25 protein-coding genes are annotated in these 25,012 nt (G+C 64.2%); 16 read left to right on the forward strand and 9 right to left on the reverse strand.

Annotated elements, in window-relative coordinates; all coding sequences use genetic code 11:
* The first annotated feature begins 138 nt into the window (after positions 1–138).
* The 8 genes from FJ867_RS20710 (at position 139) to FJ867_RS20745 (ending at position 7,702) form a co-directional block, all read left to right on the forward strand.
* A complete protein-coding gene (locus FJ867_RS20710) occupies positions 139–690 on the forward strand; it encodes a MaoC family dehydratase (protein ID WP_140520944.1) in 552 nt (183 codons plus the stop codon).
* Between the two features lie 2 nt (positions 691–692).
* Positions 693–1,853 carry a CaiB/BaiF CoA-transferase family protein gene (locus tag FJ867_RS20715; RefSeq protein ID WP_140818437.1) on the forward strand — a complete coding sequence of 387 codons (1,161 nt, stop codon included), beginning with the start codon at positions 693–695 and terminating at the stop codon, positions 1,851–1,853.
* A gap of 32 nt (positions 1,854–1,885) precedes the next feature.
* Positions 1,886–3,031: an extracellular solute-binding protein gene (locus tag FJ867_RS20720; protein ID WP_140818485.1), complete on the forward strand. Its 1,146-nt coding sequence runs from the start codon at positions 1,886–1,888 to the stop codon at positions 3,029–3,031.
* A gap of 23 nt (positions 3,032–3,054) precedes the next feature.
* Positions 3,055–4,242: an ABC transporter substrate-binding protein gene (locus tag FJ867_RS20725; protein ID WP_140818439.1), complete on the forward strand. Its 1,188-nt coding sequence runs from the start codon at positions 3,055–3,057 to the stop codon at positions 4,240–4,242.
* A 72-nt stretch (positions 4,243–4,314) separates the two neighbouring features.
* Positions 4,315–5,052: an ATP-binding cassette domain-containing protein gene (locus FJ867_RS20730; protein WP_140818441.1), complete on the forward strand. Its 738-nt coding sequence runs from the start codon at positions 4,315–4,317 to the stop codon at positions 5,050–5,052.
* On the forward strand, positions 5,045–5,785 hold the full coding sequence (locus tag FJ867_RS20735) for an ATP-binding cassette domain-containing protein (RefSeq protein ID WP_140497625.1): 741 nt from the start codon (positions 5,045–5,047) through the stop codon (positions 5,783–5,785). The genes FJ867_RS20730 and FJ867_RS20735 overlap by 8 nt, the downstream gene beginning before the upstream one ends.
* Positions 5,782–6,732 (forward strand): ABC transporter permease, encoded by a 951-nt coding sequence (locus FJ867_RS20740; RefSeq protein WP_140818443.1) that lies wholly within the window; start codon positions 5,782–5,784, stop codon positions 6,730–6,732. Before FJ867_RS20735 ends, FJ867_RS20740 begins: the two co-directional genes overlap by 4 nt.
* Before the next feature lies 1 nt (position 6,733).
* Positions 6,734–7,702: an ABC transporter permease gene (locus tag FJ867_RS20745; RefSeq protein ID WP_140520946.1), complete on the forward strand. Its 969-nt coding sequence runs from the start codon at positions 6,734–6,736 to the stop codon at positions 7,700–7,702.
* A 20-nt stretch (positions 7,703–7,722) separates the two neighbouring features.
* Here FJ867_RS20745 and FJ867_RS20750 read toward each other — a convergent pair whose 3' ends face one another.
* The gene (locus tag FJ867_RS20750) at positions 7,723–8,559 is read right to left on the reverse strand and encodes an amidohydrolase (RefSeq protein WP_140818445.1); all 837 of its coding nucleotides are present in this window, start codon (positions 8,557–8,559) and stop codon (positions 7,723–7,725) included.
* A gap of 62 nt (positions 8,560–8,621) precedes the next feature.
* Positions 8,622–9,407: an IclR family transcriptional regulator gene (locus tag FJ867_RS20755; RefSeq protein ID WP_140497617.1), complete on the reverse strand. Its 786-nt coding sequence runs from the start codon at positions 9,405–9,407 to the stop codon at positions 8,622–8,624.
* A 169-nt stretch (positions 9,408–9,576) separates the two neighbouring features.
* Here FJ867_RS20755 and FJ867_RS20760 point away from each other — a divergent pair, with 169 nt between their 5' ends.
* The 8 genes from FJ867_RS20760 to FJ867_RS20795 all read left to right on the forward strand — a co-directional run bounded on the left by FJ867_RS20760 (position 9,577) and on the right by FJ867_RS20795 (position 16,886).
* Positions 9,577–10,896, forward strand: coding sequence for a sugar ABC transporter substrate-binding protein (locus FJ867_RS20760; RefSeq protein WP_140818447.1), 1,320 nt, complete (start codon positions 9,577–9,579; stop codon positions 10,894–10,896).
* Positions 10,897–11,040: 144 nt separating this feature from the next.
* Positions 11,041–11,937, forward strand: a complete 897-nt coding sequence (locus FJ867_RS20765) for a sugar ABC transporter permease (protein WP_140818449.1) — start codon at positions 11,041–11,043, stop codon at positions 11,935–11,937.
* Positions 11,937–12,803 carry a carbohydrate ABC transporter permease gene (locus FJ867_RS20770; RefSeq protein ID WP_140564375.1) on the forward strand — a complete coding sequence of 289 codons (867 nt, stop codon included), beginning with the start codon at positions 11,937–11,939 and terminating at the stop codon, positions 12,801–12,803. The genes FJ867_RS20765 and FJ867_RS20770 overlap by 1 nt, the downstream gene beginning before the upstream one ends.
* 4 nt (positions 12,804–12,807) lie before the next feature.
* Positions 12,808–13,905 (forward strand): sn-glycerol-3-phosphate ABC transporter ATP-binding protein UgpC, encoded by a 1,098-nt coding sequence (ugpC, locus tag FJ867_RS20775; protein WP_140555594.1) that lies wholly within the window; start codon positions 12,808–12,810, stop codon positions 13,903–13,905.
* 4 nt (positions 13,906–13,909) lie between these two features.
* Entirely contained in the window at positions 13,910–15,022 is a 1,113-nt protein-coding gene (locus FJ867_RS20780) for a mandelate racemase/muconate lactonizing enzyme family protein (RefSeq protein ID WP_140818451.1), read from the forward strand.
* A gap of 10 nt (positions 15,023–15,032) precedes the next feature.
* On the forward strand, positions 15,033–15,362 hold the full coding sequence (locus tag FJ867_RS20785) for an L-rhamnose mutarotase (RefSeq protein ID WP_140497605.1): 330 nt from the start codon (positions 15,033–15,035) through the stop codon (positions 15,360–15,362).
* Positions 15,355–16,431, forward strand: a complete 1,077-nt coding sequence (locus FJ867_RS20790) for a Gfo/Idh/MocA family oxidoreductase (RefSeq protein ID WP_140818453.1) — start codon at positions 15,355–15,357, stop codon at positions 16,429–16,431. Before FJ867_RS20785 ends, FJ867_RS20790 begins: the two co-directional genes overlap by 8 nt.
* 8 nt (positions 16,432–16,439) lie before the next feature.
* Entirely contained in the window at positions 16,440–16,886 is a 447-nt protein-coding gene (locus tag FJ867_RS20795; RefSeq protein ID WP_140562340.1) for a MaoC/PaaZ C-terminal domain-containing protein, read from the forward strand.
* Positions 16,887–16,893: 7 nt separating this feature from the next.
* On the opposite strand, the gene FJ867_RS20800 is transcribed toward FJ867_RS20795, so the two are convergent.
* From FJ867_RS20800 to phnY, 7 genes are all read right to left on the reverse strand, one after another.
* On the reverse strand, positions 16,894–17,691 hold the full coding sequence (locus tag FJ867_RS20800) for an ABC transporter permease subunit (RefSeq protein WP_140514512.1): 798 nt from the start codon (positions 17,689–17,691) through the stop codon (positions 16,894–16,896).
* Positions 17,692–17,693: 2 nt separating this feature from the next.
* On the reverse strand, positions 17,694–18,551 hold the full coding sequence (locus FJ867_RS20805) for a 2-aminoethylphosphonate ABC transporter permease subunit (protein WP_140497597.1): 858 nt from the start codon (positions 18,549–18,551) through the stop codon (positions 17,694–17,696).
* Complete coding sequence (locus FJ867_RS20810; RefSeq protein ID WP_224646565.1) at positions 18,544–19,656, reverse strand: ATP-binding cassette domain-containing protein; 1,113 nt, start codon at positions 19,654–19,656, stop codon at positions 18,544–18,546. The genes FJ867_RS20805 and FJ867_RS20810 overlap by 8 nt, the downstream gene beginning before the upstream one ends.
* A gap of 59 nt (positions 19,657–19,715) precedes the next feature.
* On the reverse strand, positions 19,716–20,744 hold the full coding sequence (locus FJ867_RS20815) for a 2-aminoethylphosphonate ABC transporter substrate-binding protein (protein ID WP_140818455.1): 1,029 nt from the start codon (positions 20,742–20,744) through the stop codon (positions 19,716–19,718).
* Positions 20,745–21,001: 257 nt separating this feature from the next.
* A complete protein-coding gene (locus tag FJ867_RS20820; protein ID WP_140818456.1) occupies positions 21,002–21,979 on the reverse strand; it encodes an NAD(P)-dependent oxidoreductase in 978 nt (325 codons plus the stop codon).
* 34 nt (positions 21,980–22,013) lie between these two features.
* Complete coding sequence (locus FJ867_RS20825) at positions 22,014–23,372, reverse strand: aspartate aminotransferase family protein (RefSeq protein ID WP_140818458.1); 1,359 nt, start codon at positions 23,370–23,372, stop codon at positions 22,014–22,016.
* Between the two features lie 73 nt (positions 23,373–23,445).
* The gene (gene phnY, locus FJ867_RS20830) at positions 23,446–24,903 is read right to left on the reverse strand and encodes a phosphonoacetaldehyde dehydrogenase (RefSeq protein ID WP_140818460.1); all 1,458 of its coding nucleotides are present in this window, start codon (positions 24,901–24,903) and stop codon (positions 23,446–23,448) included.
* Positions 24,904–25,012: the final 109 nt, after the last annotated feature.

Consider the following 25,012-nt stretch of genomic DNA (forward strand, 5'->3'; position numbering starts at 1 on the left):
TCGCTTGCAACGCAACCCCATATGTGAAAATAGTATTTACAAAAGAAGACTGACGGGAGGAGACGTCGTGCAATCTGGCGCCTTGACGCGTGTTCCGAAACTTGTGCCGTGCCTTGCGCAGTGCCAGCGGAGCCAGCGATGAACGACTTCGCACCGACCGTCGGCGTCGCCTCGACGCATCCGGCCAACATGCCCGCGGAACATGCCGCCTTGCCGGTTTGGAACGCCGAGAACTGGTTCTACGAGGACTGGCCGGTCGGCCAGAAGATCCGCTCGTTGCGCCGCACCATGGCCGAAGGGGACAGCCACCTGTTCAACACGCTGGTGCTCGACATCCATCCTTACGTGCAGGACCAGATGTTTGCCGAGACAGAGGGCATTTTCGGCAAGCGGCTGGTGGCGGGCGCCTTCGTCTTCTCGGCTGGCCTGGGGCTCGTCGCAACCAACTGCGTCAACGCGTTTTCCTATGGTTACGACAAGCTCCGCTTCATAAAGCCCGTCTTCATCGGCGACACGATCTATTCGATCCGCTCCAACCTCGACAAGACGCCGCGCTACAAGGACATGGGGCTGATCCGCGCCAGCTACGAGGTGTTCAAGGGCGAAGGCGAACTCGTACTCTATTGCGAGCATCTGCAGACGGTGAAGTACCGCAACCCTGCCGATTTCCTCGGCAAGACGGAGAAGTAGAAATGCCGGCAGCAGCCGAATTGCCGCTTGCCGGTCTCGTCGTCGTCGACATGAGCCAGTTCCTGTCCGGGCCCTACTGCTCGCTCAGGCTGCTGGATCTCGGCGCCCGCGTCATCAAGATCGAGCGTCCGGACGGCGGCGACCTGTCGCGCCGGCTCTATCTCAGCGACACCGAGATCGGCGGTGATTCCACCATCTTCCATGCCATCAACCGGGCCAAGGAAAGCCTCGCCATCGACCTCAAGGACGAGGCGGATCTCAAGGCGTTGCGCGGCCTGCTGGCCAAGGCCGACGTGCTGATCCAGAATTTCAGGCCGGGTGTCATCGAACGGCTCGGCCTCGACTACGAGGCGGTCCGCAGGATCAACCCGCGCCTGGTCTATGCTTCGATCAGCGGCTATGGCGAGGAAGGCCCATGGGTCAAGCGGCCCGGCCAGGACCTCCTGGCGCAGGCGCGCTCCGGGGTGATGTGGCTGAACGGCGACGAGGACCAGGGGCCGGTGCCGTTCGGGCTTGCCATCGGCGACATGCTGGCGGGCGCGGCATGCGCGCAAGGCATACTGGCCGCCCTTGTGCGGCGCGGCATCACCGGCCAGGGCAGCCATATCGAAACCAGCCTGCTGGAAGCGCTGGTCGACTTCCAGTTCGAGGTACTGACCACGCATCTCAATGACGGCCGCCGTTTGCCGCGCCGCTCCAGCTTCCGCAGCGCGCATGCCTATCTGTCGGCACCTTACGGCGTCTATCCCGCCAAGGATGGTTACCTCGCCATCGCCATGACACCGATCCCGAAACTCGCCGACCTGCTGTCGCTGGAGGAACTGGCGCCCTACCGCGACAAGCCGGCATCGTGGTTCACCGCGCGCGACGACATCAAGGCGATCGTCGCGCAGCGGATCGCGACCAGGACGGTCGACGAGTGGCTTGATGTTCTCGAACCCGCCGACATCTGGTGCGCCAAGGTGCTGACCTGGCCGGAAATGCTGGCAAGCGGGGGCTTCCAGTCGCTCGACATGCTGCAGACGGTGACGCGCGAGGACGATGTCTCGATCCTTACCACCAGTTCGCCGCTCAGGGTCGACGGCATCAGGGCCAAGGTCGACCGGGCAGCACCGCGCATCGGCGAGCATGGCGCCGCGATCCGCGAGGAGTTCAGCCTGTGACCACGCGCTTCCTAAAGCCCACGCTCAGGGGCATGACCTGGAACCATCCGCGCGGCTATGATCCGATGGTCGCCTGCTCGTCGCTGTGGAAGCAGAAAACCGGCATTGCCGTCGAATGGGACAAGCGTTCGCTGCAGGACTTCGAGTCCTTCCCGGTCGAGGAACTGGCGCGCGCCTATGATCTGATCGTCATCGACCATCCGCATGTCGGCCAGATCACCGCCGAACGCTGCCTGGAGCCGCTCGATGTCGCCGGCCGCGAGGCGGAGCGCGCGGCACTTTCCTCCGGCAGCGTCGGCCAGTCCTATCCGAGTTACACATGGCAGGGACGGCAGTGGGCGTTTCCCATCGATGCCGCGACGCAGGTCCAGGCATGGCGGCCCGATGGGCTTGGCGCACCGCCATCGCGATGGAGCGAAGTGCTCGATCTCGCCCGGCAGGCACGCGTGCTGCTGCCGTTGCGGCCACCGCATTCGATGATGGTGTTCTTCACGCTCGCAGGCAATCTCGGGCATGCTTGCGCGACCGACCCATCCAACGATCTCATCGACGGCGAGGCCGGCAGCGAAGTCTTCGAGACAATGCGCGAGATTGCCGCGCTGGTCGACCCGGCCTGCTTCGAGATGGATCCGATCGCCGTTTCGGAGCGGATGGCGCAGGCCGGATCCCCGATCGTCTGCGCACCGCTGATCTACGGCTATGTTTCCTACGCGATGGCCGGGTTTCGCCCACATCGCCTGGCATTTGGCGACATCCCTGTTGTCGGATCCAGCGGCCCGATTGGCACGGCGCTTGGCGGCACAGGCATAGCGGTGTCGGCCTTCTCGAAGGCGAAAGAGGCGGCAACCGATTTCGCCTACTGGCTCGCCAGCGGCGAGGTCCAGCGTGGCCCCTATGCCGCTGCCGGCGGCCAGCCCGGCCATGCCGCTGCCTGGGAAGATCCGGCGGTCAACGCGGCGACCGACAATTTCTACAAGGGCACCCGCGCCACGCTCGATGGCGCATGGGTCAGGCCACGTCACGATGGCTACATGGCGTTCCAGCAGAGCGCGTCCGACCGTATCAATCTCGGCTTGGCGGAACGGCAGGAGGCCGCTTCCGTCATTGCCGATCTCAATCGCCTGTTCCGGGAGAGTGCTCCTCTGCAGGTGCCCGGCACCGCCGGTGGAGAAGCCTGAAAGAAACCGAACGGAGGAGAATAATGAGAAACATGATGCGTGGCCTGCTGGCCGCCACCGCGCTTGCCTCGCTTGCAACAGCCGCCTTTGCTCAGGATGTGCAGGGCGTCATCAGCGGGCTGCCCGATGAACTCAAGGCGCAATATGACGGCGCGCCGCAGACGGTGCTGCCATCGGCCTGGGACAATTTCAACCCGCCGTCCAAGCCATGGAAATGGTGCCATTCGGAATCCTACCAGGGCAACCCCTGGCGGGTCACCGTCACCAAGGAGCTGAAGCGCCTGGTCGACGGGCTGATCGCCGACGGCACCGTCTCCAGCTTCGAAGTGTCGGATTCCAACAACGACGCCAGCCAGCAGATCAACCAGATCCGCGCCTTCATCGACAAGAAGTGCTCGATCATCACCTCGATCCCGGGCTCGGCAACAGCGCTCGATGACGCCATCGATGCGGCCGCCAAGGCAGGCATCCCGTTCATCACCGCCGCTGGTTCGGTGACCAGCCCGAACGCGATCAATGTCGATTCCAACTATGCGCGCTGGGGCTACGACATGATGACGGCGATCGGCAAGGCCAAGCCTGATGGCGCCAGCATCCTGCTGGTCGAGGGCATCGCCGGCCACCCGATCGTGGTTCAGGAGCGCCAGGGCGCCGACAAGGCGCTGGCGGAAAACCCCAAGCTGAAGATCTCGCGCACGGTCAACGGCAATTGGACGGCCAATGTCACCAAGACGGTGGTGCTGCAGGCGATCGCCACCAACCCGGCGCCGATCGATGCGGTGTGGACGACAGGCAGCGAAAGCCGCGTCGTCGCGGAGGCGTTCGCCGAAGCCGGCCGGCCGGCGCCGCTGATCACCGGTTCGATCACCGGCGATGCCCTGGGCTACTGGAAGGCCAATCCCGACAAGTACCGCTTCGAGGGCCATGCCGTGCTGCCGCACTGGACCGCCGAAACGCTGTTTCGCGTCGGCGAACGCATGCTCGACGGCCAGAAGCCGAAGCTGAACACGCTGCTCATTCCGATTCCGCCGGTCCACAATGCCGATCTCGGCGCCTGGTACAAGGACTGCATGACGACGGATGCCGTATCGATCTTCCCGGTGCCGCCCAAGGATCCGATGCCGGAAGAATGGCTCGACGCCTATTTCTCCAACCCGGCGCCGACCAAGGGATGGGACTATTCGAAGGTGCCAGACGCCTGCGCGAAGTGACGCCTGGGCCAGATAAGACCTCGACAAGCCGGCTCCTTTCGGAGGGCCGGCTTGCCAGCTTCGAAACGCGACATGCTTGAATTCAGAAACATATCCAAACGCTATGGCGAGACGGTCGCGCTTGCGGACGCCTCGATCGCGTTCCGGGCAGGAACCATCCACACCATCCTGGGCGAGAATGGTTCGGGCAAGAGCACCATGGTCAAGCTGCTGTCCGGCATCGTTCAGCCCGACAGCGGCACGGTCCTGCTGCAAGGCAGGCCGTTTTCGGGCGGAACCCCCTCGGCTTTCCAGGCGCAAGGCTTCGCCACGGTCTTCCAGGAAGTGCTGATCGCGCCGGACCGCAGCGTGACCGACAATATCCTGCTTGGCCTCGACGGCCTGGTCCGGCGCGCGGTTCCCCGCAACGAGCGGCGCGACAGGGCAGCCGCCGCCCTCAAACGTTTCGCCGTCACCAACGTTCCGCTCGACATGCCCGCCGGGCAGTTGCCGCTCGCAGCACAGCAACTCGTCGTTCTTGCTCGTGCGGTCGTGCGCGATCCAAAGATCCTGATCCTCGACGAAGTGACCGCAGCACTCGACTTCGCCGACCGCGAGTCCGTTTTTTCGCTGATGCGCACGCTTGCCGGCGAAGGCTGCCTGATCCTGTTCATCACCCACCGCATGGATGAGGTGACGTCGCTTTCGGATCGCATCTCGATCCTGCGCGGCGGCAGCGTGGTGCGCACCGAGGAGCGCGGCGCTTCGACGCCGGCGGAGCTTCTCAAGGCGATGGCGCCACGCACCGCCGCGGAGCTGGCGCATGGCTGATCGCGCCGCCCTCACTATCCGCGACCTCGTCATCGCACCGGACGCCAGCCCGATCATGCAGGCGGTCGCCGCCGGCGAGATCGTTGGGCTCGCCGGCCTGGATGGCCACGGCCAGGAGCTTTTCCTCGAGATGCTCGCCGGCCTAGTCGCGCCGCTTGGCGGTTCGATAACCCTCGATCTGCCCGGCGCATCCCGCGCCATCACCGGCTTCCGCAAGGCCGTATCGAGCGGCATCGCCTATCTTCCGCGCGGGCGTGCCAAAGGCATTTTCCCGACGCAATCGGTGCTCGACAATTTCGCCGTCTCGACGCTGTCTCGCGATACCCGCCTCGGCCTGATCAGCCCGGCGGCGCGCAAGGCGCGCTACGAGGCCTATCGCGAAAGGCTGTCGATATCGGCGCCTCGGCCCGACGCGCCGATCACCACCCTGTCCGGCGGCAACCAGCAGAAGGTGCTGTTGGCGCGGGCCCTGGCGCTGGACCCCGCAATGTTGCTTCTCAACGACCCGACGCGCGGCGTCGACGTAGCGACCCGGCATGTTCTCTACGACGTCTTTCGCGGGCTGGCTTCCGACGGCATGGGGCTCGTCATCCTGTCCAGCGAGATCGAGGAGATCCTTCTTCTCTGCCATCGCGTGCTGGTGTTCCGCGAAAATGAAGTCGTGGCGGAAATCGCCGGCCAGGCGATGACCACCGGGAACGTGATCGCAGCCATGTTCGGACGCGCAGCATGAGACCCTTCGCACGCATCCTGTCCCTCGGCCGAAGCGTCGGCTTCGCCGCCGTGCTGCTGATCGTCCTGCTGGCGGTCAATCTGATGCTGAGCCCGGCACGGTTCCAGCCGGGCTCCTGGGGTGCGCTGGTTGGTCTGGCGGCGCCGCTGATCGGTGCGGCCATCGCCTCGACGCCGGTGATCCTCGCCGGGCGCGGCGGCATCGATATTTCGGTCGGGCCGCTGATGGGCTTCGTCAACGCCATCGTGATCCAGGTGCTTTTCCTGCGCGCCGGAATATCCTCGCCGCTGGCGCTTGTTCCGGCGGCGCTGCTCATCGGTGCGCTGGTCGGGGCGGCGAACGGTTTCCTGGCGACCATCGTGCGCATCCAGCCGATCGTGGCCACGCTCGGCACCTATCTGATCCTGACGGGGGTGACGCTGACCATCCTGCCGGCGCCGATCGGCCCGGCGCCGGCCTGGCTGAAAGCCCTGGCGGGCCCACTCTCGCTTCTGCCGCTCGCCTTGATGTTCCTTTTTTGGTGGCTGGTGCGGCGCAGCCCTTATTACGACCAGCTGATGGCGGTCGGCAGCGACGATCGCGCCGCCTATACGGCCGGCGTCGACGTCACGCTCGTGCGCTTCATCGCCTATGTCATGACCGGCATCCTGGGCGGCTGCGCCGGACTGATGCTGACTGCGCTGATCGGGTCGGCCGATCCCAACATCGGCCCGACCTACACGCTGATCGCCATCGCCGCCGTGGCGCTCGGCGGTGTCAGTCTTGCCGGCGGCCGTGGTGGCGTCGCGGGTGCCGCGATCGGCGCTGTCGACATCTTCCTGCTGCAAAGCGTGCTGACGACGTTCAACGTCTCGACCTTCGTGCTGCAGATCGCCTACGGCGCCATACTGGTGCTGGCGGTGATGCTGACCGCGCTGCAGGAACGCTTTGCCATCGGGAGGCGCTGACATGGCTGGCCGAAATCTATTCGCGACAACCAATGCCCGTGTCGTCGGCGCCTTCTGTGTTGCCGCCCTTCTGCATCTTGCCGGCATCATCCTCATTCCGGGCTACTCCAGCCCGTTTGCGGTGCGCGCCATGCTGGTGCTTGCCTCGCTGCTCGCCGTCGCCTCGATCGGGCAGACGCTGGTCGTCATCATGGGCGGCATCGACCTGTCGATCCCCTTCGTCATCGGCTTTGCCAATGTCGTGGCCGCGCAACTCTACGGCGATGGCTGGAATTTTGTCCTCGTCTGCGGCCTCGTCGGCGTGCTGGCGATCCTTATCGGTGGCCTGAACGGGCTGATCGCGCGCAGCCTCGACATCCAGCCGCTTATCGTCACGCTCGGCATCGGCATGGTCGTGCAAGGGCTGGTGCTTTTGTGGACCGCGGGCTTTCCTTCAGGCTCCGCACCGCAGGCGGTTTCGAGCTTCGTGTCTATCGGCGGATCGGCCGGACCGCTGCCGGTTCCATGGCTGGTGCCCTGTCTCGTCGTGCTGGCGGCGCTCGTCGTCCTGGTGCTGGAGCGGACGCCCTATGGACGCCGGCTTTACGCACTCGGCAGCAATCCGGGTGCCGCGCCTCTGGCGCTGATCGATCCCGTCCGTATGTGGATGATCACCTATGCGGCAAGCGCCTTCTTCGCCGCGGTGGCGGGCGTTCTGCTGCTCGGCTTCACCGGCTCAGCCTATGGCGACGTCGGGCAGCCCTACCTGTTCCAGACCATCGCGGCCGTGGTCGTCGGCGGCGCCGCGCTGGTCGGCGGCCGCGGCAGCTATCTCGGCACGATCGCCGGCGTGCTGGTGCTGACCGAGATCAACACACTGCTGATCGGGCTCGGTTTCCAGCCCTCGGCGGTGCAGGCAGCACTCGGCTTCATCATCGTGCTGCTGGTTTCGCTCTACGGCCGCGAACGGCACGTTTCGGCGACGATCTGAAGAACCCCAAGCGGAGCCGGTTAAAGCCGCCAGAGCTTGCGGGCGTTCGCCGACAAGAGCTTGTCGCGTTCCGCAACACTGCAACCCGCAAGCAACGCATGGGTCGCCGCCACCCAGGTCGACAGACCGCCGCCTAGCGTGCAGACAGGCCAGTCGCTGCCCCAGACGACGCGGTCCCAGCCGAACGAACCGATCGTGTGTTCGACATAGGGCCGCAGCGTCTCGACCGTCCAACTGCCGGGATCGGCATAGGCGACGACGCCGGAAATCTTGGCCACGACGTTCGGACGTCGCGCGATTTCGCTCATGTGTTCGCGCCACGGGTGCTCGCCATTGCCCTTGATGTCGGGGACGCCGCAATGGTCGAGCACGAACTGGACGTCGGGCGCCAGATCGGCGAGCGCGATCGCCTTGGGAATCTGGTGCGGCAGCACGACGAGATCGAAGGTGAGCCCGGTGCCGCCGAGCCGCCGGATGCTGTCCCGGAATAGCGCGCCTTCCGAGAGTTCATCGGGCATGACGTGGAGGACGCGGCGAAAACCCTTGACGAACGGCTTTGCTCGCTGGCGCTCGAGATAGGCCGCAAAATTGGCCTCTTCCGGACGGCAGGCGGCGATCGCCCCGGCCAGCATGCTGCCGGCCTGTCTCGACAGGCCTTCGACACGTTCGGTCTCGGCCTCGATATCGGCAGGGTCGACATCGACCTCCATATGCAGCACACGCTCGACGCCGACACGTTGAGCTTCCACGCCGTACTCCTCATAGGAGAAGTCGCGGTTGAGAGCGGGCACGCCGGCAAGCCACGGGTAGCGCAAGGCCGAGCGGTCGACGAGGTGCAGGTGGGTGTCGATGATCATGGCAGGGCTCCTCCCGTATCTTTCACATCATCTCACGGAGGAATTCTTCATTCAAATAAGAATTACGCCGATGAACCGACGGCCGACCCGGCCAGACGCGACAGCTTTTCACATGTGGCCAGCAGCAGTTCGATGGTGCGGGTCATGTCCGGCGCGGACGGTGCGTTGACGACGGTGATGTAAGGAATCGAAAGCGCCGCGATCGCCTTGCCGTCGGAGCCGCGCACCGGTGCCGACAGATTGTAGACGCCGGCAGTCTGCATCGAGGCCATCATCTCATATCCCCGTTCCCTGATCTGGTCGAGACGGGCAAAGAACTCGGGCGGCTGCGCCGTATTGTCGGTGCTGCGGACATGTTCGGAGATCATCATCTGGCGCTCCTCCTGCGAACGGAAAGCGAGCAGCACATGTCCCGAACCGGTGTCGAACAGGCTGATGTGGGCGCCGACCCGGATCGAGATGCCCCAGTAGTTCGGCGCCTCCTGCTGGCCGATGACCACGGCGGAACCGCGATCAAAAACAACGAGTTGGTTGGCCTGCTGCGACGTCTCCGCCAGCTCCCGCATCAACGGCGTCGCATAGGAAACCAGCCGCCGCACCGGCGCGTGCAGTTGCGCCAGGCCGAACAGCTTGAGCGTCAGTGAATAGCGGTCACCGTCGAGCCGCGTGACATAACCGCGTCGCACCAGCCGGTCCAGCATGCGGTAGAACTCGTTGGGGCTGCGGTCGAGCTTCTTGGCGATTTCCGCCTGCGTCAGGCCGCCGTCGACGCCGGCCAGCAGTTCCAGGATGTCGAGCCCCTTGTCGAGCGCAGGCGCGCGATACCGCTCGTCTTCGCTGTCATCCATGGGCGTTCCCTCCAGTGAAATCGATTCTTCATATACGCAGGAACGCCGCCGACGGAAACAAATTTCGCCTTGACGTTTCTATGAATGTTTTGTTTGTATATGAATGTAGCGCTTCTTGTCATCAGACGAGTTGCGGTCGCCGCCAAGGCGCACCCCAGGGAGGATACCAATGAACAGACTGCTTTCCGGCGTGTGCGCCGGCGCTTTGTTGCTCGCGTCAGGCGCAGGCGCAGCCCTTGCCGGCGACCTGCCCGGCAAGTTCGAAGGCGTCACCGTCGACGTGAAGCTGATCGGCGGCCAGCAATATGAAAAGCTCTACGAGCGCATCCCCGAATGGGAGAAGGCGACCGGCGCCAAGGTCAACATCCTGACCAAGAAGAACGGCTTCGACATCGACAAGGAGTTGAAGTCCGACATCGCCTCGGGCAGCACCAACTGGTGCGTCGGCTGGAACCATTCCTCCTTCGCGCCGCAGTATACCGGCCTCTATACCGACCTCAGCAAATTGCTGCCCAAGGAAGAGATCGACGCCTTCGTGCCATCGACGATCAAGGCGGCGACCATAGATGGCAAGCTGGAGATGCTGCCGCGCGCGCAGTTCGACGTCTCTGCCCTCTACTACCAGAAGAGCCTCTACGAGAACGCCGACAACAAGGCCAAGTTCAAGGCGAAATACGGCTATGATCTGGTGCCGCCGGACACCTGGAAAGAGGTCACCGACCAGGCCGAGTTCTTCGCCAACCCGCCCAATTTCTACGGCACGCAGTTCGCCGGCAAGGAAGAGGCGATCAACGGCCGCTTCTACGAGATGGTGGTGGCCGAGGGCGGCGAGTATCTCGACAAGGACGGCAAGCCAGTCTTCAACTCCGAAGCCGGCGTGCGTGCGCTCGACTGGTTCGTCAACCTCTACAAGGCCAAGGCCGTGCCGGCCGGAACCACCAATTATCTCTGGGACGATCTCGGCCAGGGTTTTGCCTCCGGCACCGTCGCCATCAACTTGGACTGGCCGGGCTGGGCCGGCTTCTTCAACGATCCGAAGTCGTCGAAGGTCGCCGGCAATGTCGGCGTCAAGGTCGCGCCGAAAGGCTCGTCCGGCAAGCGCACCGGCTGGTCCGGTTTCCATGGCTTCTCGGTGACCGAGAACTGCCCGAACAAGGAGGCCGCGGCATCGCTGGTGTGGTGGCTGACCAACGAGGACAGCCAGAAGCTGGAAGCCGCCGCGGGCCCGCTGCCGACCCGCACCGCGGTCTGGGACTGGGACCTGAAGCAGGCCGAAAACGATCCTTACAAGAAGGAGGTTCTCTCCGCCTTCCAGGAAGAAGCCAAGCACGCTTTCGCGGTGCCGCAGACGCCTGAATGGATCGAGATCTCGAACGCCGTCTATCCCGAATTGCAGGCGGCGATCCTCGGCGACAAGACGTCCAAGCAGGCGCTCGACGAAGCCGCCACCAAGGCGACGCAAATCCTCGAAGACGCCGGCAAGCTGTAGAACCGCTCCCAGGGCCGCCTCCCCCATCAGGATGGGGGAGGCGCTCGCGTCTTAAGGCGCGCACTGCCTCGGGTGTTCCACGATGACGATGCCGGCCCCGCCCGACTCGACAAGCGGCAATCGAATGCAACTCACAGGGTCCCAATGAAGGGCTTCAAGCCATCCGCGCCATTCCTGCTGCTGCTTCCGGCGATCATCGTGCTGGCGGCGGTCGTCGTGGTGCCGTTGCTTTTGTCGCTCTATTCCAGCTTCACGCCGTTCCGCCTGACCAAGCCCGAAACGTTCTTCGTCTTTGTCGGCTTCCGCAATTATCTCTCGATCCTGGCGAACGCCGATTTCTGGTGGGCGTTCGGCCGCACGGTTCTGTTGCTGACCATCGCGCTCAATCTCGAAATGCTGCTGGGCCTCGGCCTCGCCATGCTGGTCGAAAAGGCGACGCGCGGCCAGCGCATCCTGCGCACGCTGATGATGTTTCCGATGATGTTCTCGCCGATCCTCGTCGGCTTCCAGTTCAAGTTCATGTTCAACGACAATATCGGCCTGGTGAACAACGCCCTGCAATCGCTCGGCATCACCAGGGATGCCATTGCATGGCTGATCGAAGGCCATCTCGCCTTCATCGCCATCTCGATCGCCGAGATCTGGTCGTCGACGGCGATCTTCGCCATCCTGATCCTCGCCGGGCTGCTCGCCATGCCCAAGGAGCCAATCGAGGCGGCGCGCGTCGACGGCTGCACGCCGTGGCAGACATTCCGTTATGTGACCTGGCCGTTCGTCATGCCTTTCGCCTACATCGCCATGACCATCCGTTCGCTCGACGTCGCGCGCGCCTATGACATCGTCAAGATCATGACCGATGGCGGGCCGGCGGGCCGCACCGAGCTTTTGTGGACGCTGGTGGCGCGCACCGCCTACAGCGACGGGCGCATGGGCATGGCCAACGCCATGGCCTATTTCTCGATCCTGCTGTCGATCGCCTTCACCGTCTATTTCTTCAACAAGCTCGCCGCGGCGCGCACGCAGATCGGTGCGGAGTGGTGATGGACGAGAATTCTTCCGCCCGCCTCAAGCGCCGGCTGCTGGGCATCGCCTATCGCATCGGCCTGTTCCTGGCGATGCTGACCATCTGCCTGCCCGGCCTGTGGATCGTGCTTTCGTCGCTGCGGCCGACGGTGGAGATCATGGCCAAGCCGCCGGTGTGGATCCCGCAGCAGATCTCGTTCGACGCCTATGTCGCGATGTTCTCAGGGATCGGCAAGGGCGGCATCCCGGTCATAGAATACTTCCGCAACTCGCTGATCATCTCGGTGACCTCGACGGTGATCGCAGTGGCCATCGGCATGGCCGGCGGCTATGCCTTCGCGCGCTACCGCTTCCGCGGCAAGTCGGGCGTCTTCCTCGGCCTGATGCTGACGCGCACGGTGCCGGGTATCGCGCTCTCGCTGCCGCTGTTCTTCCTTTATGTCAGGCTCGGCATCATCGACACGCATTTCGGACTGATCCTGGCCTATGTCGCGCTCAACGTGCCGTTCACCATCTGGCTGATCGACGGCTTCTTCCGCCAGGTGCCGAAGGACCTCGCGGAAGCCGCCCAGATCGACGGCTGCACCCGCTGGCAGGCCTTCTGGCAGGTCGAGTTCCCGCTTGCCGGGCCCGGCATCGCCTCCGCCGCGATCTTTGCTTTCCTGACCTGCTGGAACGAGTTCGCGCTGGCCTCGCAGCTGACCCGCTCGGTCAGCGCCAAGACGCTGCCGGTCGGCCTGCTCGACTACACGGCCGAATTCACCATCGACTGGCGCGGCATGTGCGCGCTCGCCGTGGTGATGATCATCCCGGCGCTCACCCTCACCTACATCGTCCAGAAACACCTTGTCGGCGGCTTGACCTCCGGCGCGGTGAAAGGCTGATCCCATGGCAACGGTTTCCCTCCAAAAGCTGACCAAGCGCTACGGCAATGTCGGGATCGTGCACGGCATCGACCTCGACATCGCGGACCGCGAATTCATCGCGCTGGTCGGCCCCTCCGGCTGCGGCAAGTCGACGACGCTCAGGATGATCGCAGGGCTGGAAGAGATCAGCGCCGGCTCGATCGAGATCGGCGGCCGCGTCGTCAACGATTTGCCGCCGCGTTCGCGCAACATCTCGATGGTGTTCCAGTCCTACGCGCTTTATCCCCACATGACGGTGCGCGAGAACCTCGGCTTCTCCCTGAAGATTGCCGGGGCCGCCAAGGAGGATATGGAGCGCCGCGTCGCCGAAGCCTCGGCCATCCTCGGCCTCGACACGCTGCTCGACCGTCGCCCGTCGCAACTTTCCGGCGGCCAGCGCCAGCGCGTCGCCATGGGCCGCGCCATCGTACGCGATCCCGACGTGTTCCTGTTCGACGAGCCGCTTTCAAATCTCGACGCCAAACTGCGCACGCAGATGCGGACCGAAATCAAGAAGCTGCACGCCAAGGTGCGGTCGACGGTGATCTATGTCACCCATGACCAGGTCGAGGCGATGACGCTTGCCGACCGCATCGTCATCATGCGCGACGGCCATATCGAACAGGTCGGCACCCCAGACGAGGTGTTCCGACGGCCGGCGACGCGGTTCGTCGCGGGCTTCATCGGCTCGCCGCCGATGAACCTGCACGAGGCGACGATCGATGACGGCCAGCTGGTTTTCGCCAGCGGCGAAAAGCTGCCATTGCCTAGCCAATTCAAAGCCAATGTCGCCAGGGGTAACAAGGTGGTGTTCGGGTTGCGGCCCGACGACATCTACCCGACCGGCCATGGTATCAGTTCCGGTGGTGCCGCAGACGTCCACCAGATCGAATTGCCGATCACGGTCACCGAACCACTCGGCAACGAGACGCTGGTGTTCGTCGAGTTCAATGGCGCAGACTGGGTTTCGCGCATGCTGAACCCAAGAGCTTTGAGATCGGGCGAGCGGGTGGCCATGAGCCTCGACCTGTCGCAGGCGCACCTGTTTGCCGCCGACACGGGAAAGTCATTGCGGAGCTGACGACATGGCCACGATCGAAAAGATAGAACTGCGGATGGTGGACCTTGTGCCGAAGGTCAAGCGCACGGACGCGATCCAGAGTTTCGTCAGCCAGGAAACGCCTCTCGTCACGATCACCGATTCCGACGGCGCCGTCGGCACCGGCTACAGCTACACGATCGGCACCGGCGGCTCGTCCGTGATGCGGCTCTTGTCCGACCATCTGGCGCCGCGCCTGATCGGCCGCGACCCCGACATGATCGAGGCGATCTGGCACGATCTCGAATTCGCCACACACGCCACCACGATCGGCGCGATCACGGCCATCGCGATCGCGGCGATCGACACCGCGCTTTGGGACCTGCGGGCGAAGAAGCAGGGGCTGCCTCTGTGGAAGCTGGCGGGCGGCGCCAAGGACCGCTGCCCGCTCTACACGACGGAGGGCGGCTGGCTGCACATCGAGACGCAGGCGCTGGTCGATGACGCGCTGGCCGCGAAGGCCAAGGGATTTCGCGGCTCGAAGGTGAAGATCGGCAAACCGCACGGATCGGAAGATCTGGCGCGGCTGGCGGCGGTGCGCAAGGCGGTGGGCGACGGCTACGAGATCATGACCGACGCCAATCAGGGATTCTCCGTCGACGAAGCGATCCGCCGCGCAGCGAGGCTGCGTGAACTCGATCTCGCCTGGATCGAGGAGCCGCTGCCGGCCGACGACATCGATGGCCATGTCAGGCTGTCGAATTCGACGCAGACGCCGATTGCCATCGGCGAGTCGCTCTATTCCATCAGGCATTTCCGCGAATACATGCAGAAAGGCGCCTGTTCGATCGTGCAGGTCGATGTCGGCCGCATTGGCGGCATCACACCCTGGCTAAAGGTGGCGCATGCGGCGGAGGCCTTCGACATCCCGGTCTGTCCGCATTTCCTGATGGAATTGCATGTCAGCCTCGCCTGCGCTGTTCAGAACGGCCGGTATGTCGAGTACATTCCGCAGCTTGACCAGTTGACCGGCAAGCGCATGCGCATCGAGGATGGGCACGCGCTGGCACCCGACGAGCCCGGCATCGGCATCGATTGGGACTGGGACGCGGTCAAGGCCATGAGCATCGCCGAATTCACCACGGCGATCACGAAATAGGGGAACGAACATGCAGCGGATGGGAATGGTTCTGGGATTGAAGCCGGAAAAGGTCGAGGAGTATGTGCGCCTCCATGCCGCCGTCTGGCCCGACGTGCTGACCATGATCTCGGCTTGCAACATCGAGAACTATTCGATCTACCTGAAGCGGCCGGAGAACCTGCTGTTTGCCTATTTCGAATACCACGGCACCGACTATGCCGCCGACATGGCCAAGATGGCGGCAGACCCGAAAACACAGGAATGGTGGGCCCTCTGCATGCCTTGCCAGGAGCCGCTGGCGACCCGCAAGGAGGGCGAATGGTGGGCTTCGATGGACGAGGTCTTCCATCATGACTGAAGGCGGTTTCGACCCTGCCTCACTCATCCAGTCCTGGCCCAAGCCTACAAAGCCCCGGCCGATCGTCACCTTCGGCGCAGGTTCGATTGTCGGCGATGCCCATTTTCCCGCCTACCGGAAGGCCGAGTTTCCGGTTGCCGGCCTCTATGATCCGGACCAGGCCAAGGCGCGGACGTTGGCCGAGAAATGGGGTGTCACCGCATTCCGCTCCGTGGAAGAAGCCGCCGGAATCAACGATGCGATCTTTGATCTCGCGACACCGCCCGGTCGGCATGCCGAGATCCTGAAGGCGCTTCCCGAGGGGGCGGTCGCACTGATCCAGAAGCCGATGGGCAACTATCTCGGCGAGGCAACCGAAATCCTCGAAATCTGCCGCGCCAGGAAGCTCAAGGCTGCGGTGAATTTCCAATTGCGTTTCGCGCCGATGATGCTGGCGCTCAAGGACGCCATCGCCAAGGGATGGCTCGGCGAGGTCGTCGACTTCGATGCCTGGCTGGCGCTGGCCACACCTTGGGAACTGTGGGAATTCCTGCTCAAGGCGCCGCGTGTCGAGATCGCCATGCATTCGATCCACTATCTGGACCTTGTCAGGCAATTGCTTGGCGACCCAAGAGGGGTGCACGCCAAGACGCTCGGCCATCCCAACCATACGGTGGCACAGACGCGCACCAGCGCCATCCTCGACTATGGCGACACCGTGCGCTGCGCTCTGTCGATCAACCATGACCACAAGTTCGGGCGCCGGCACCAGGCCTGCGAATTCCGCATCTGCGGCACCGAGGGCGCGGCCTATCTCAAACTCGGCCTCAACCTCGACTATCCCCGCGGCGAACCGGATGTCCTGGAAATATACCCGAAAGGCGGGACGGATTGGATTGCCGTGCCACTCGCCGGCGAATGGTTCCCCGATGCCTTTGTCGGGCGCATGGCCAATGTCCAGCGCTTTGCTTGCGGAGAAGACGACGAGTTGGTCAGCTCGGTCGAGGACGCCTGGAGCACGATGGCGCTGGTGGAAGCCGCCTATAAATCGAGCGCGGCGCCGGCGACGCCGCTGGCCGAAAAGCCGTAAGGCAGGACATGGAACAGATAATTTATTTCGAAGACTACGAGATCGGCTCCTCGCGGCTGACCAGCGGCCGCACCATTACCGAGACCGATTTCGTCGTCCATGCCGGCCACACAGGCGATTTCTTCCCGCACCACATGGACGCCGAGTTCATGAAGACGACGCCGTTCGGCCAGCGCATCGCGCACGGCACGCTGGTGTTCTCGGTCGGCATCGGACTGACGGCAAGCGTCGTCAATCCCGTTGCCTTCTCCTATGGCTATGATCGGCTGCGTTTCATCAAGCCGGTGTTCATCGGCGACACGATCCGCACGCGCACCACCATCGCAGCCAAGCAGGACGATCCGAAGCGGCCGGCCGCGGGCCGGGTCATCGAACGCTGCGAGGTGATCAACCAGCGCGACGAAGTTGTGTTGGCCGCGGATCACATCTACATCGTCGAACGCAAACCCGGCTGAGGCAGCGCTACGATCCCGTGGCGCGGGCGGTGATGCGCTCCAAACCGAGCAGCAGCGCCAGGGTCGCCACCACCAGGATCATGGTGAGCGCTGCTCCCGCAAAGATGTCGCCTCGGTCGGTGAGGCTGAAGATCGACACCGGCAGCGTCACCCAACCCGGCGGATAGACCATCACGGTGGCGCCGAGTTCACCCATCGACAGTGCGAAGCTGAGCCCGAACGCTGCGACCAGATAGGGTGCGAGCAGAGGCAAGGTGACGTGCCAGAGGCGGTAGGCCGGCCGCGCGCCGAGGCTCGATGCCACCTGCTCGAAGTCGGGCGAGAGCCGCGCCAGTCCGGCCGACACATTGCCGAAGGTGAAGGCCGATATCAGCACGAAGTGCGCGATCATGACGATCGCGATCGTACCGTTGAGCAGCAGCGGCGGATGGCTGAAGGCGACCAGCAGGCCAAGGCCGACGGAGACCGAAGGCACGGCGCTGGGGATGAAGAACAACAGGCCGAGCAGGCGCCGCAGCGCATGCCCCTGGACCCGCAGCGACAGCGCCGCCCAGGTGCCGCTGACCAGCGCCAGCGCGCTGGCTGCAAAACCGGTGAGAAGGCTCGCCTTGACCGCATCGCCGGCCGCGCCGTGCAAGACGTCGCTGTAGTGTTCCGTCGTCAGGCTGCTCGGCAGCACCCCGTTCCACTGGCCGGCAAGGCTGGACAGGAGAATGACCGCAAGCGGCGCCAGGAACAGCACACCGAAGATCAGCGCGAAGAGGAGCCACAGAACGAGGCGACCGGAGCGGGACCAGACCAGCATGGCTAGACCCCCAGCCGGCCGGCTGCGAAACGATAGAGCCCGAACAGGCCGAGCGACAGCGCGATGTTGATCAGGGCGATGATGCAGGCGACCTGATAGGCCGATTCCTGGATCGCCTTGCCATAGATCAGCAGCGGCAGCGTGATGACCCCCTTGGCGCCGATGAACAGCACGATGCCGAACTCGTTGACGGTGAGCAGCAGGCAGAGGCTCCCGCCGGCAATGAGTGCCGGAATGGCGGCCGGCAGGATGATTTGGCGCACGATGCGGAACGACCGCGCGCCGAGCACGCTTGCCGCTTCGATCTGGCCGCGGTCCACCAGCGAGAAGGCGGCAAGCAGCGGCCGCAGGATGAACGGCGTGTAGACAGTGACCTCGGCCAGCACCACGCCCCAGCTCGAATAGAGAAAATCGACGGGCGGCGACGGCAGTGAAAAGGTCTCCATCAGCCCTGCGTTGAGCATGCCTGCGGAGCCGTAGAGAAAGGTGAAGGCGAGCGTCACCAGGAAGGTCGGCAATGCGATGAAGGTGTCGATCAGCCTGGCAATGAAGCCGCTGCCGGGGAACGGAACGAAGGCCAGGATCAGTGCCAGCACGAGACCGACGATCAGGCACCCGGCAGTCGCGGTCACCGAAATCGTCACCGTGTTGATCAGCGCGTTGAGGAAGAAGCGCGAATGCAGGACGCGGATCACTTCGGCGACATTGGCAACGCCGCTGTCGTCCAGGAAGGCCTGCCGGGCGATGAGCGCCAGCGGATAGAAGAACAGCAGGGCCAGGAGTGCGGCCGGCGGCACGATCCAGAATCTGCCAGGCTCTCTCCTGACCGCTGGCGAGGCGATAGCGACAGCCTCAGACACCGGCGTCTTCCGGAACGAGCGAGGTGTCGGTGGGCGCGAAGAACAGCGGCACCTTGGCGCCGGGTTCCGGCAGGGCCATCGGCAGTCTCGTCGCCGAGACGCGCACCGTCGTGCCGTCGACATCGAGCACGAGATGGGTGAGTTCGCCTTGCCAGTGCACCTCCAGGAGCGTGCCGACAATGCGATTGGTATGGTCGCCATCGGCCGTCAGGCTGAGGTGCTGGGGCCTGATACAAAGCAGGCTCTTGTCGCCGGCCTTCTCGTCACGGCCGGTGCCCATCAGCACCGCGTCGCCATGCCTTGCCGCGGCAAAACCCTTGGAGCCGGCAGCCTCGGCAATGGTGACCGGCAGTAGATTGGCGCGGCCGAGGAACTCGGCGGTGAAGCGGTTGGGCGGGCGGCGGTAGAGCTCGGTCGTCGGTCCATGCGAACAGACCGAGCCGTCGCGCATGATGGCGATCTTGTCGGCGAGGGTGAGCGCCTCTGTCTGGTCGTGAGTGACATAGAGGATCGTCAGGCCCGGCAGGCTGCGGTGCAGCCTGGCGATCTCCTCGACCATATTGCGGCGGATCTGTGCGTCCAGCGCCGAAAGCGGCTCGTCAAGCAGCAGCACGCGGGGCCGCACGGCAAGAGCGCGCGCAATCGCGACACGCTGCTGCTGGCCGCCGGAAAGCTCGCGCGGATAGCGTCCTGCATAGGCAGCCATGCCGACGGTACCGAGCGCATCCTTGACCCGCTCGGCGATCAGCGCCTTGTCGGCTCCCTGAGCCCTGAGGCCGAAGGCGACGTTGTCCTCGACCCGCATATGCGGAAACAGCGCGTAGTTTTGAACCACCATGCCGAGCCCGCGCTCATAAGGCGGCAGATCGGTCACATCCGTCGCGCCAATGCGGATTCGTCCGCTTCTCGGCCGCACGAAGCCGGCCACCGCCCGCAAGGCGGTGGTCTTGCCGGAGCCGGATGGGCCGATCATCGCCAGGATCTCGCCGGGAGCAATATCCAGGGTCAGCGGATGCAAGACGACGTGAGCGCCATAGGCGACAACAACCTTGTCGAAATGGACGTTGGAGCCGGCGCCGCGAACCTTCGCGGCGTCGATGTCCATGACACTGGTCCCAGTAAAAGCGGCGGCCGACATGGCATGGTCCTCCGGATTGGCAGGGATCAACTTCCGGTCGCTTCGTTCCACCGCTTGACGTAGTCAGGCAGCTTGGCCAGAGCGTCATCCCAGTTCGGCGACCAGATGGTCAGGCCCTTCATCGCCTCTTGCGCCTTCGCGAAATTGGCGTCGTTCGGCGTCACATCCTTGCGGGCCGGCAGACCAAGAGCCACGGAGCTGACCTTCGACTGAGCTTCCTTTGAGAGCAGGAAGTCGATCAGCTTCTTGCCGTTGTCGGCATTGGGCGCGCCGGTTACCAGGCCGATCTCATAGGGCAGCGCAAAGGTGGAGCGCACGCCGTCAGGCCCCGCCGGCCAGAACACCTTGATGTTGGGATTGTCGGCCATTTGCGACATGTTCATCTGCAAATCGCCGTTGGCGACATGCAGCTCGCCCTTGTTGACCAGCGCCGTCAGCTTGCCGGTCGAAGCGGAGGGGCCGACATTGTTGTCCTGCAATTTCCTCATGAACTCGAAACCTGCATCCTCGCCGCCGAAGGCATGGATGATCTGCAGCATGACAGCGGTGCCGTCGCCGGCCTGGCCGGGCGTCGAGTATTGGATCTTGCCCTTGAATTTCGGGTCCAGCAGATCGTCGTAGCTCTTCGGCGCTTCCGAAAGCACGGCGCTGTTGTAGATGAAGTTCATGTAGTTGTTGACCAGCGGCCGGTATTTGTCGGTGCCGCCGTCGATCTGGTTCGCCCCTTCGGGCTTGTAATCCTGCAGCAGGCCGCCGGCGGCGGCGCGCTGCACGAAGGGCGGCAATGTCACCAGCACGTCCGCTTGCGGGTTCGACTTCTCCTTGGCGACACGCTCGACGACACCGCCCGAACCAGCCTCGATATACTGCACCTTGATGCCGGTGGCCTTGGTGAAGGCGGCGAACTCGGTTTCGAACCAGCTGCCGTTGCCGTCATGCAGGCCATCGGCGGAGTAGATGGTGACGACGCCATCTGCCATCGCCGGTCCGACGAGGGCAGCCGACGCCAGCAACGCGGCGAAAGCCGCGACCATGGTTGCGTTGCGTGATTTCATGTCCAGTTCCCCTTTTTTGATTGATGGCACATTCTGCGATGCACTGTGGCGACCGCGCCGGCTGCTTCTGCTTCGATGGGTGCCGGCAGCGTCGTCGTTAAGTGCAACTCTGGGGATTGGAGATCGATAAGTAAAATCTATTTATTTTATGACAGGCAAACTTCATCTGATAGTTGTCGTGAAACCGTCGCAGTCATGTCGTGAACATGTTTCGGCCTGCTCAGGGCAGGCCGTCGAAGCGTTCGAGCAGGTGGTGATCAGACGAATGAAACGCCAGAAGTCTGCGCCCGCAACCGCGGGTCGGACGAGCGCACGGTCACCGGCCGGCCGTCGAGAATCTCAAAGCAGCGAGCGAGCGTGTCGTCCTCGAGCCGGCGCATCGCCTGATGCGTAAAGAAGGTGAGGTGCGGGAACAGGATGACGTCGTCGCGGCCGAAAAGCGCGCCCAACGGATGGCCCGACTTGGCCAGCGGCTCGACCGAATAGACGTCGAGCCCGGCGCCGCCGATGCGCTCGGAAACGATCGCCTCGACAAGGGCCGCCTCGTCGATGAGCGCGCCGCGCGAGACGTTGACGATGATGGCGGAAGGCTTGAGGCAGGCGAGTTCAGCCTTGCCGATCAGGCCGCGCGTGCTGTCGTTCAGCACGCAATGGATTGAGACGAAGTCGCAGGCGCGAAGCATTGCCTGGAGGTCGTCGGCTTTTTCGATGCCGGCGGCGCGCATCGTTTCGGCGTCGACACCGGGATCGAAGCCAAGAAGCCGCGCATGAAATCCCTGGCCGGCCATGCGCGCCATGCTGCGGCCGATTTTGCCACAACCGACGATCCCGAGCGTGGCGCCTGAAATGTCGCGGCCCAGCCAGCGCGGCTCGGGCCAGATCCAGCCATCGCGCGATACCGCCGCGGTGATGGCGGGCAGCCGCTTGGCCAGGGCGACCATCATGGCGAAAGCACCTTCGGCGACGGTTTCCTCGGCATATTCGGGCACGTTGACGACGGGGATACCGCGCCGCATGGCAGCGGGGATATCGATGGCGTCGATACCGACGCCATATTTGACGATGCCCTTCAACCTGGGCGCCGCGTCGATCACCTCCGCAGTGACTGGCGTGTAGCACATCAAGAGCAGATCGGCGTCGGCGACCGCGGCTTTGAGCTCCGCCTCGGAAATGCCGTCCGGCAGCGTCACCAGCTCGACACCCCTTGCCCGCAGCCGGCATCGATGCCTGGACATTCGAACTCGCGGTCGGTGCGGGCGGCCTTCACGGTCAGGCCGTCAGCACGGCGCGTTCGACGATGTCGAGCGCACGGTCGAGATCGGCTTTCGAAATCACCAGCGGCGGTGACAGCGTCAGCACGTTGCCGTGGCTGACCTTGAAGCTCAGCCCCCGTTCGAGGCAGGCATAGAAGACGCGTTCGGCAAGATCGCGCGCGGGCTGGCGCGAGGTACGGTCCTCGACAAGTTCGACGCCGACCATCAGCCCCCTGCCCCTGACATCGCCGACATGGGGCGAGCGCCCCATCAGATCCTGCATGCGTCCCAGCATATGCCAGCCAAGCTCGGCCGCACGCTCGACCAGTCCTTCCTCCAGGATGATATCGATCGTCGTCAGCGCCGCGCGCGTCGTCACCGGGTTCTTCTCGTGGGTGTAGTGACCGATGGCAAAACCGCCGGTGACGTCGAGATCGCGGCGGGCGATGACAGCGGCGATCGGCAGGATGCCGCCGCCGAGCGACTTGCCGAGAACGACGATGTCCGGCGTCACGCCGTCATGCTCATGGGCGAAGAATTTTCCGGTCTTGCCAAGGCCGGTCGGGATCTCGTCGAAGATCAGCAGCGTGCCGTGCCGGTCGCAGGCCTCGCGCACCCGATTCCAGAAACCGGGCGGCGGCGGGTTGGGCGTCGCCCGCATCGGCTCGGCGACGACCGCGGCCACATCCTGTTCGCGACCGAGCACATAGGCGATCATGTTGGCGCAGGCGAGCCCGGAGGCTTCCAGGGTGCCGTGGCCGTAAGGACAGCGGTAGCCGTCCCAGGGCGCGACATGTTCGGTGCCGGTCATCATCGGGCCGGCGATATGGGAACGGAAGGTCGCTTCGCCGCCGACGCTTGCGGCACCGAAGCCGGCGCCATGAAAGGCATCCCAGAACGAAACCGTCTTGAAGCGGCCGGTCGCGGCGCGCGCGATCTTCAGCGCCACCTCGATGGCGTCGGAACCGCCTGTCGTGAACAGCACCTTGCCGAGATCGCCGGGCGCCAGTTCCGCCAGTTTCTCGGCCAGTTCGACAGCAGGTTCGCAGGTGAAACGGCGCGGCGCAAAACAGAGGTCGTCGAGCTGTTTCTTGATCGCGGCGACCAGCTTCGGATGGCCATAGCCGAGATGGTGCACGCTGTTGCCGTGGAAATCCATGAAACGGCGGCCGGCGGTGTCCTCGATCCAGATGCCTTCGGCCTTGGCGATCGTCGAAAGACAAGGGCTGGACAGGCTCTGGTGCATGAAGGCCGAAGCGTCGCGGTCAAGCAGTCCGCGGATGCGCGGATCGTCCTGGCCGGAATCCCAGCGGCTGCGGGCCGCCGTGGTGTTGGAATCACCCTCGGTATGCACAAGTTCTTTGATCGCGACCATAACCCTCTCCGAAACGCGAATGAGGGAGCGTGGAACGCTCCCTCTCTGTTGTTCTGTCAGCCGAGTGGTCCGGTCAGGACCAGGGCAGCGAAAACGTCTTCACATTGGTGTAGCTCTTCATCGCCTCGATGACGCCTTCCTTGTAGCCATTGCCACTGTCCTTGATGCCGCCGAAGGGCGACATCTCGATGCGGTAGCCCGGCACTTCCCAGATGTTGACGGTGCCGACCTGAAGGCCGGCAATGTATTTCTGCATGCGGGGGAACGAGTTGGTGCAGACGCCCGAGGACAGGCCGAAGGCGGTCGAGTTGGACAGCCTGATCAGCGCCTCGTCATCGTCCGGTGCGCGCACGATCGGGATGATCGGCCCAAACGTCTCTTCCATCACCAGTTCGGATGTGTGCGGCACGCGATCGACGACGATCGGCGGCAGCAGCGCGCCTTGCCGGCCCGGATTGTAGAGGATTTCGGCGCCCTGCCCGGCGGCCATGTGGACCCGGGCTTCGAAGAGTGCCGCCGCCTTCTCGTGCACGACGGTGCCAAGATCTGTCGTGCGGTCCATGGGGTCGCCGAAGCGGATCTTCCTGGCCCGCTCCAGCACCAGCGGCACGAAACGGTCGGCGACGCTTTCCTGGACAAGGATGCGCTTGACCGCCGTGCAGCGCTGGCCGGAGTTCTTCGTGGCGCCGGCGACGGCGAGATCCGCGGCCCTGGCCAGATCGTCGTCCGAGAGATCGTTGAGGACGATCAGCGGATCGTTGCCGCCGAGCTCCAGCACCTGGCGCTTGTAGCCGGCGGTGCGGGCGATCGTCTTGCCGACCGGCACGCCGCCGGTAAAGGTGATCAGGTCGATGTTGTCGTTGGTGATCATCTCGTTGCCGATGTCGGCCGGCCAGCCGGTCACCACCGAGAGCATTTCCGGCGGCAGGCCGGCTTCGTAGAGGATGTCGGCCAAAAGCAGCGCCGTCATCGGCGTCAGTTCGGTCGGTTTGACCACCACGCAATTGTTGGTGGCGATCGCCGGCGCCACCTTGTGCGAGACCATGTTGAGCGGATGGTTGAACGGGGTGATCGCCGAGATCGCCTTCAGCGGCTCGCGCGTGGTGAAGATCTTGCGCGCCTTGCCGTGCGGGGTGAGATCGCAGGAGAAGATCTGGCCGTCATCCTGGATGCACATCTGCGCCGACAATGTGAACACGTCATAGGCGCGGCCGACCTCATAGAGCGAATCCGTCTTGGAGATGCCGAGCTCGAGCGTAATGAGATCAGATATTTCTTCCCGGCGCGACGCCAGTTTTTCCGCCGTGCGGAACAGGATCTGCTGGCGCTCGTAGCGCGTCAGCTTCGACCTGTAGCCGGCGGCGATCTCGAAGGCCTGGCGGGCATGCTCGGCGCGGCCGGCGGGCACGGTGCCGATAACGGTGTCGTTCCAGGGATAGCGCACCTCGACAACGTCGTCGGCATCAACCTTCTTGCCGGCGATGCGCATCGGCTCGTGGCGAACTTTGATGGCAGGGTCGAGTTGGGTCATGTGCTCTGCTCCAGCAGATTCTTGGGTACGTCGCGGCGAGGGTCGACCCCCACTCCGGCCCTTCGGGCCACCTCTCCCCCGATCGACGGGGGAGAGGAAATCAGGTGAG

Source organism: Mesorhizobium sp. B2-5-3 (assembly GCF_006441005.1).
In the GTDB taxonomy this organism is placed as follows: Bacteria; Pseudomonadota; Alphaproteobacteria; order Rhizobiales; family Rhizobiaceae; genus Mesorhizobium.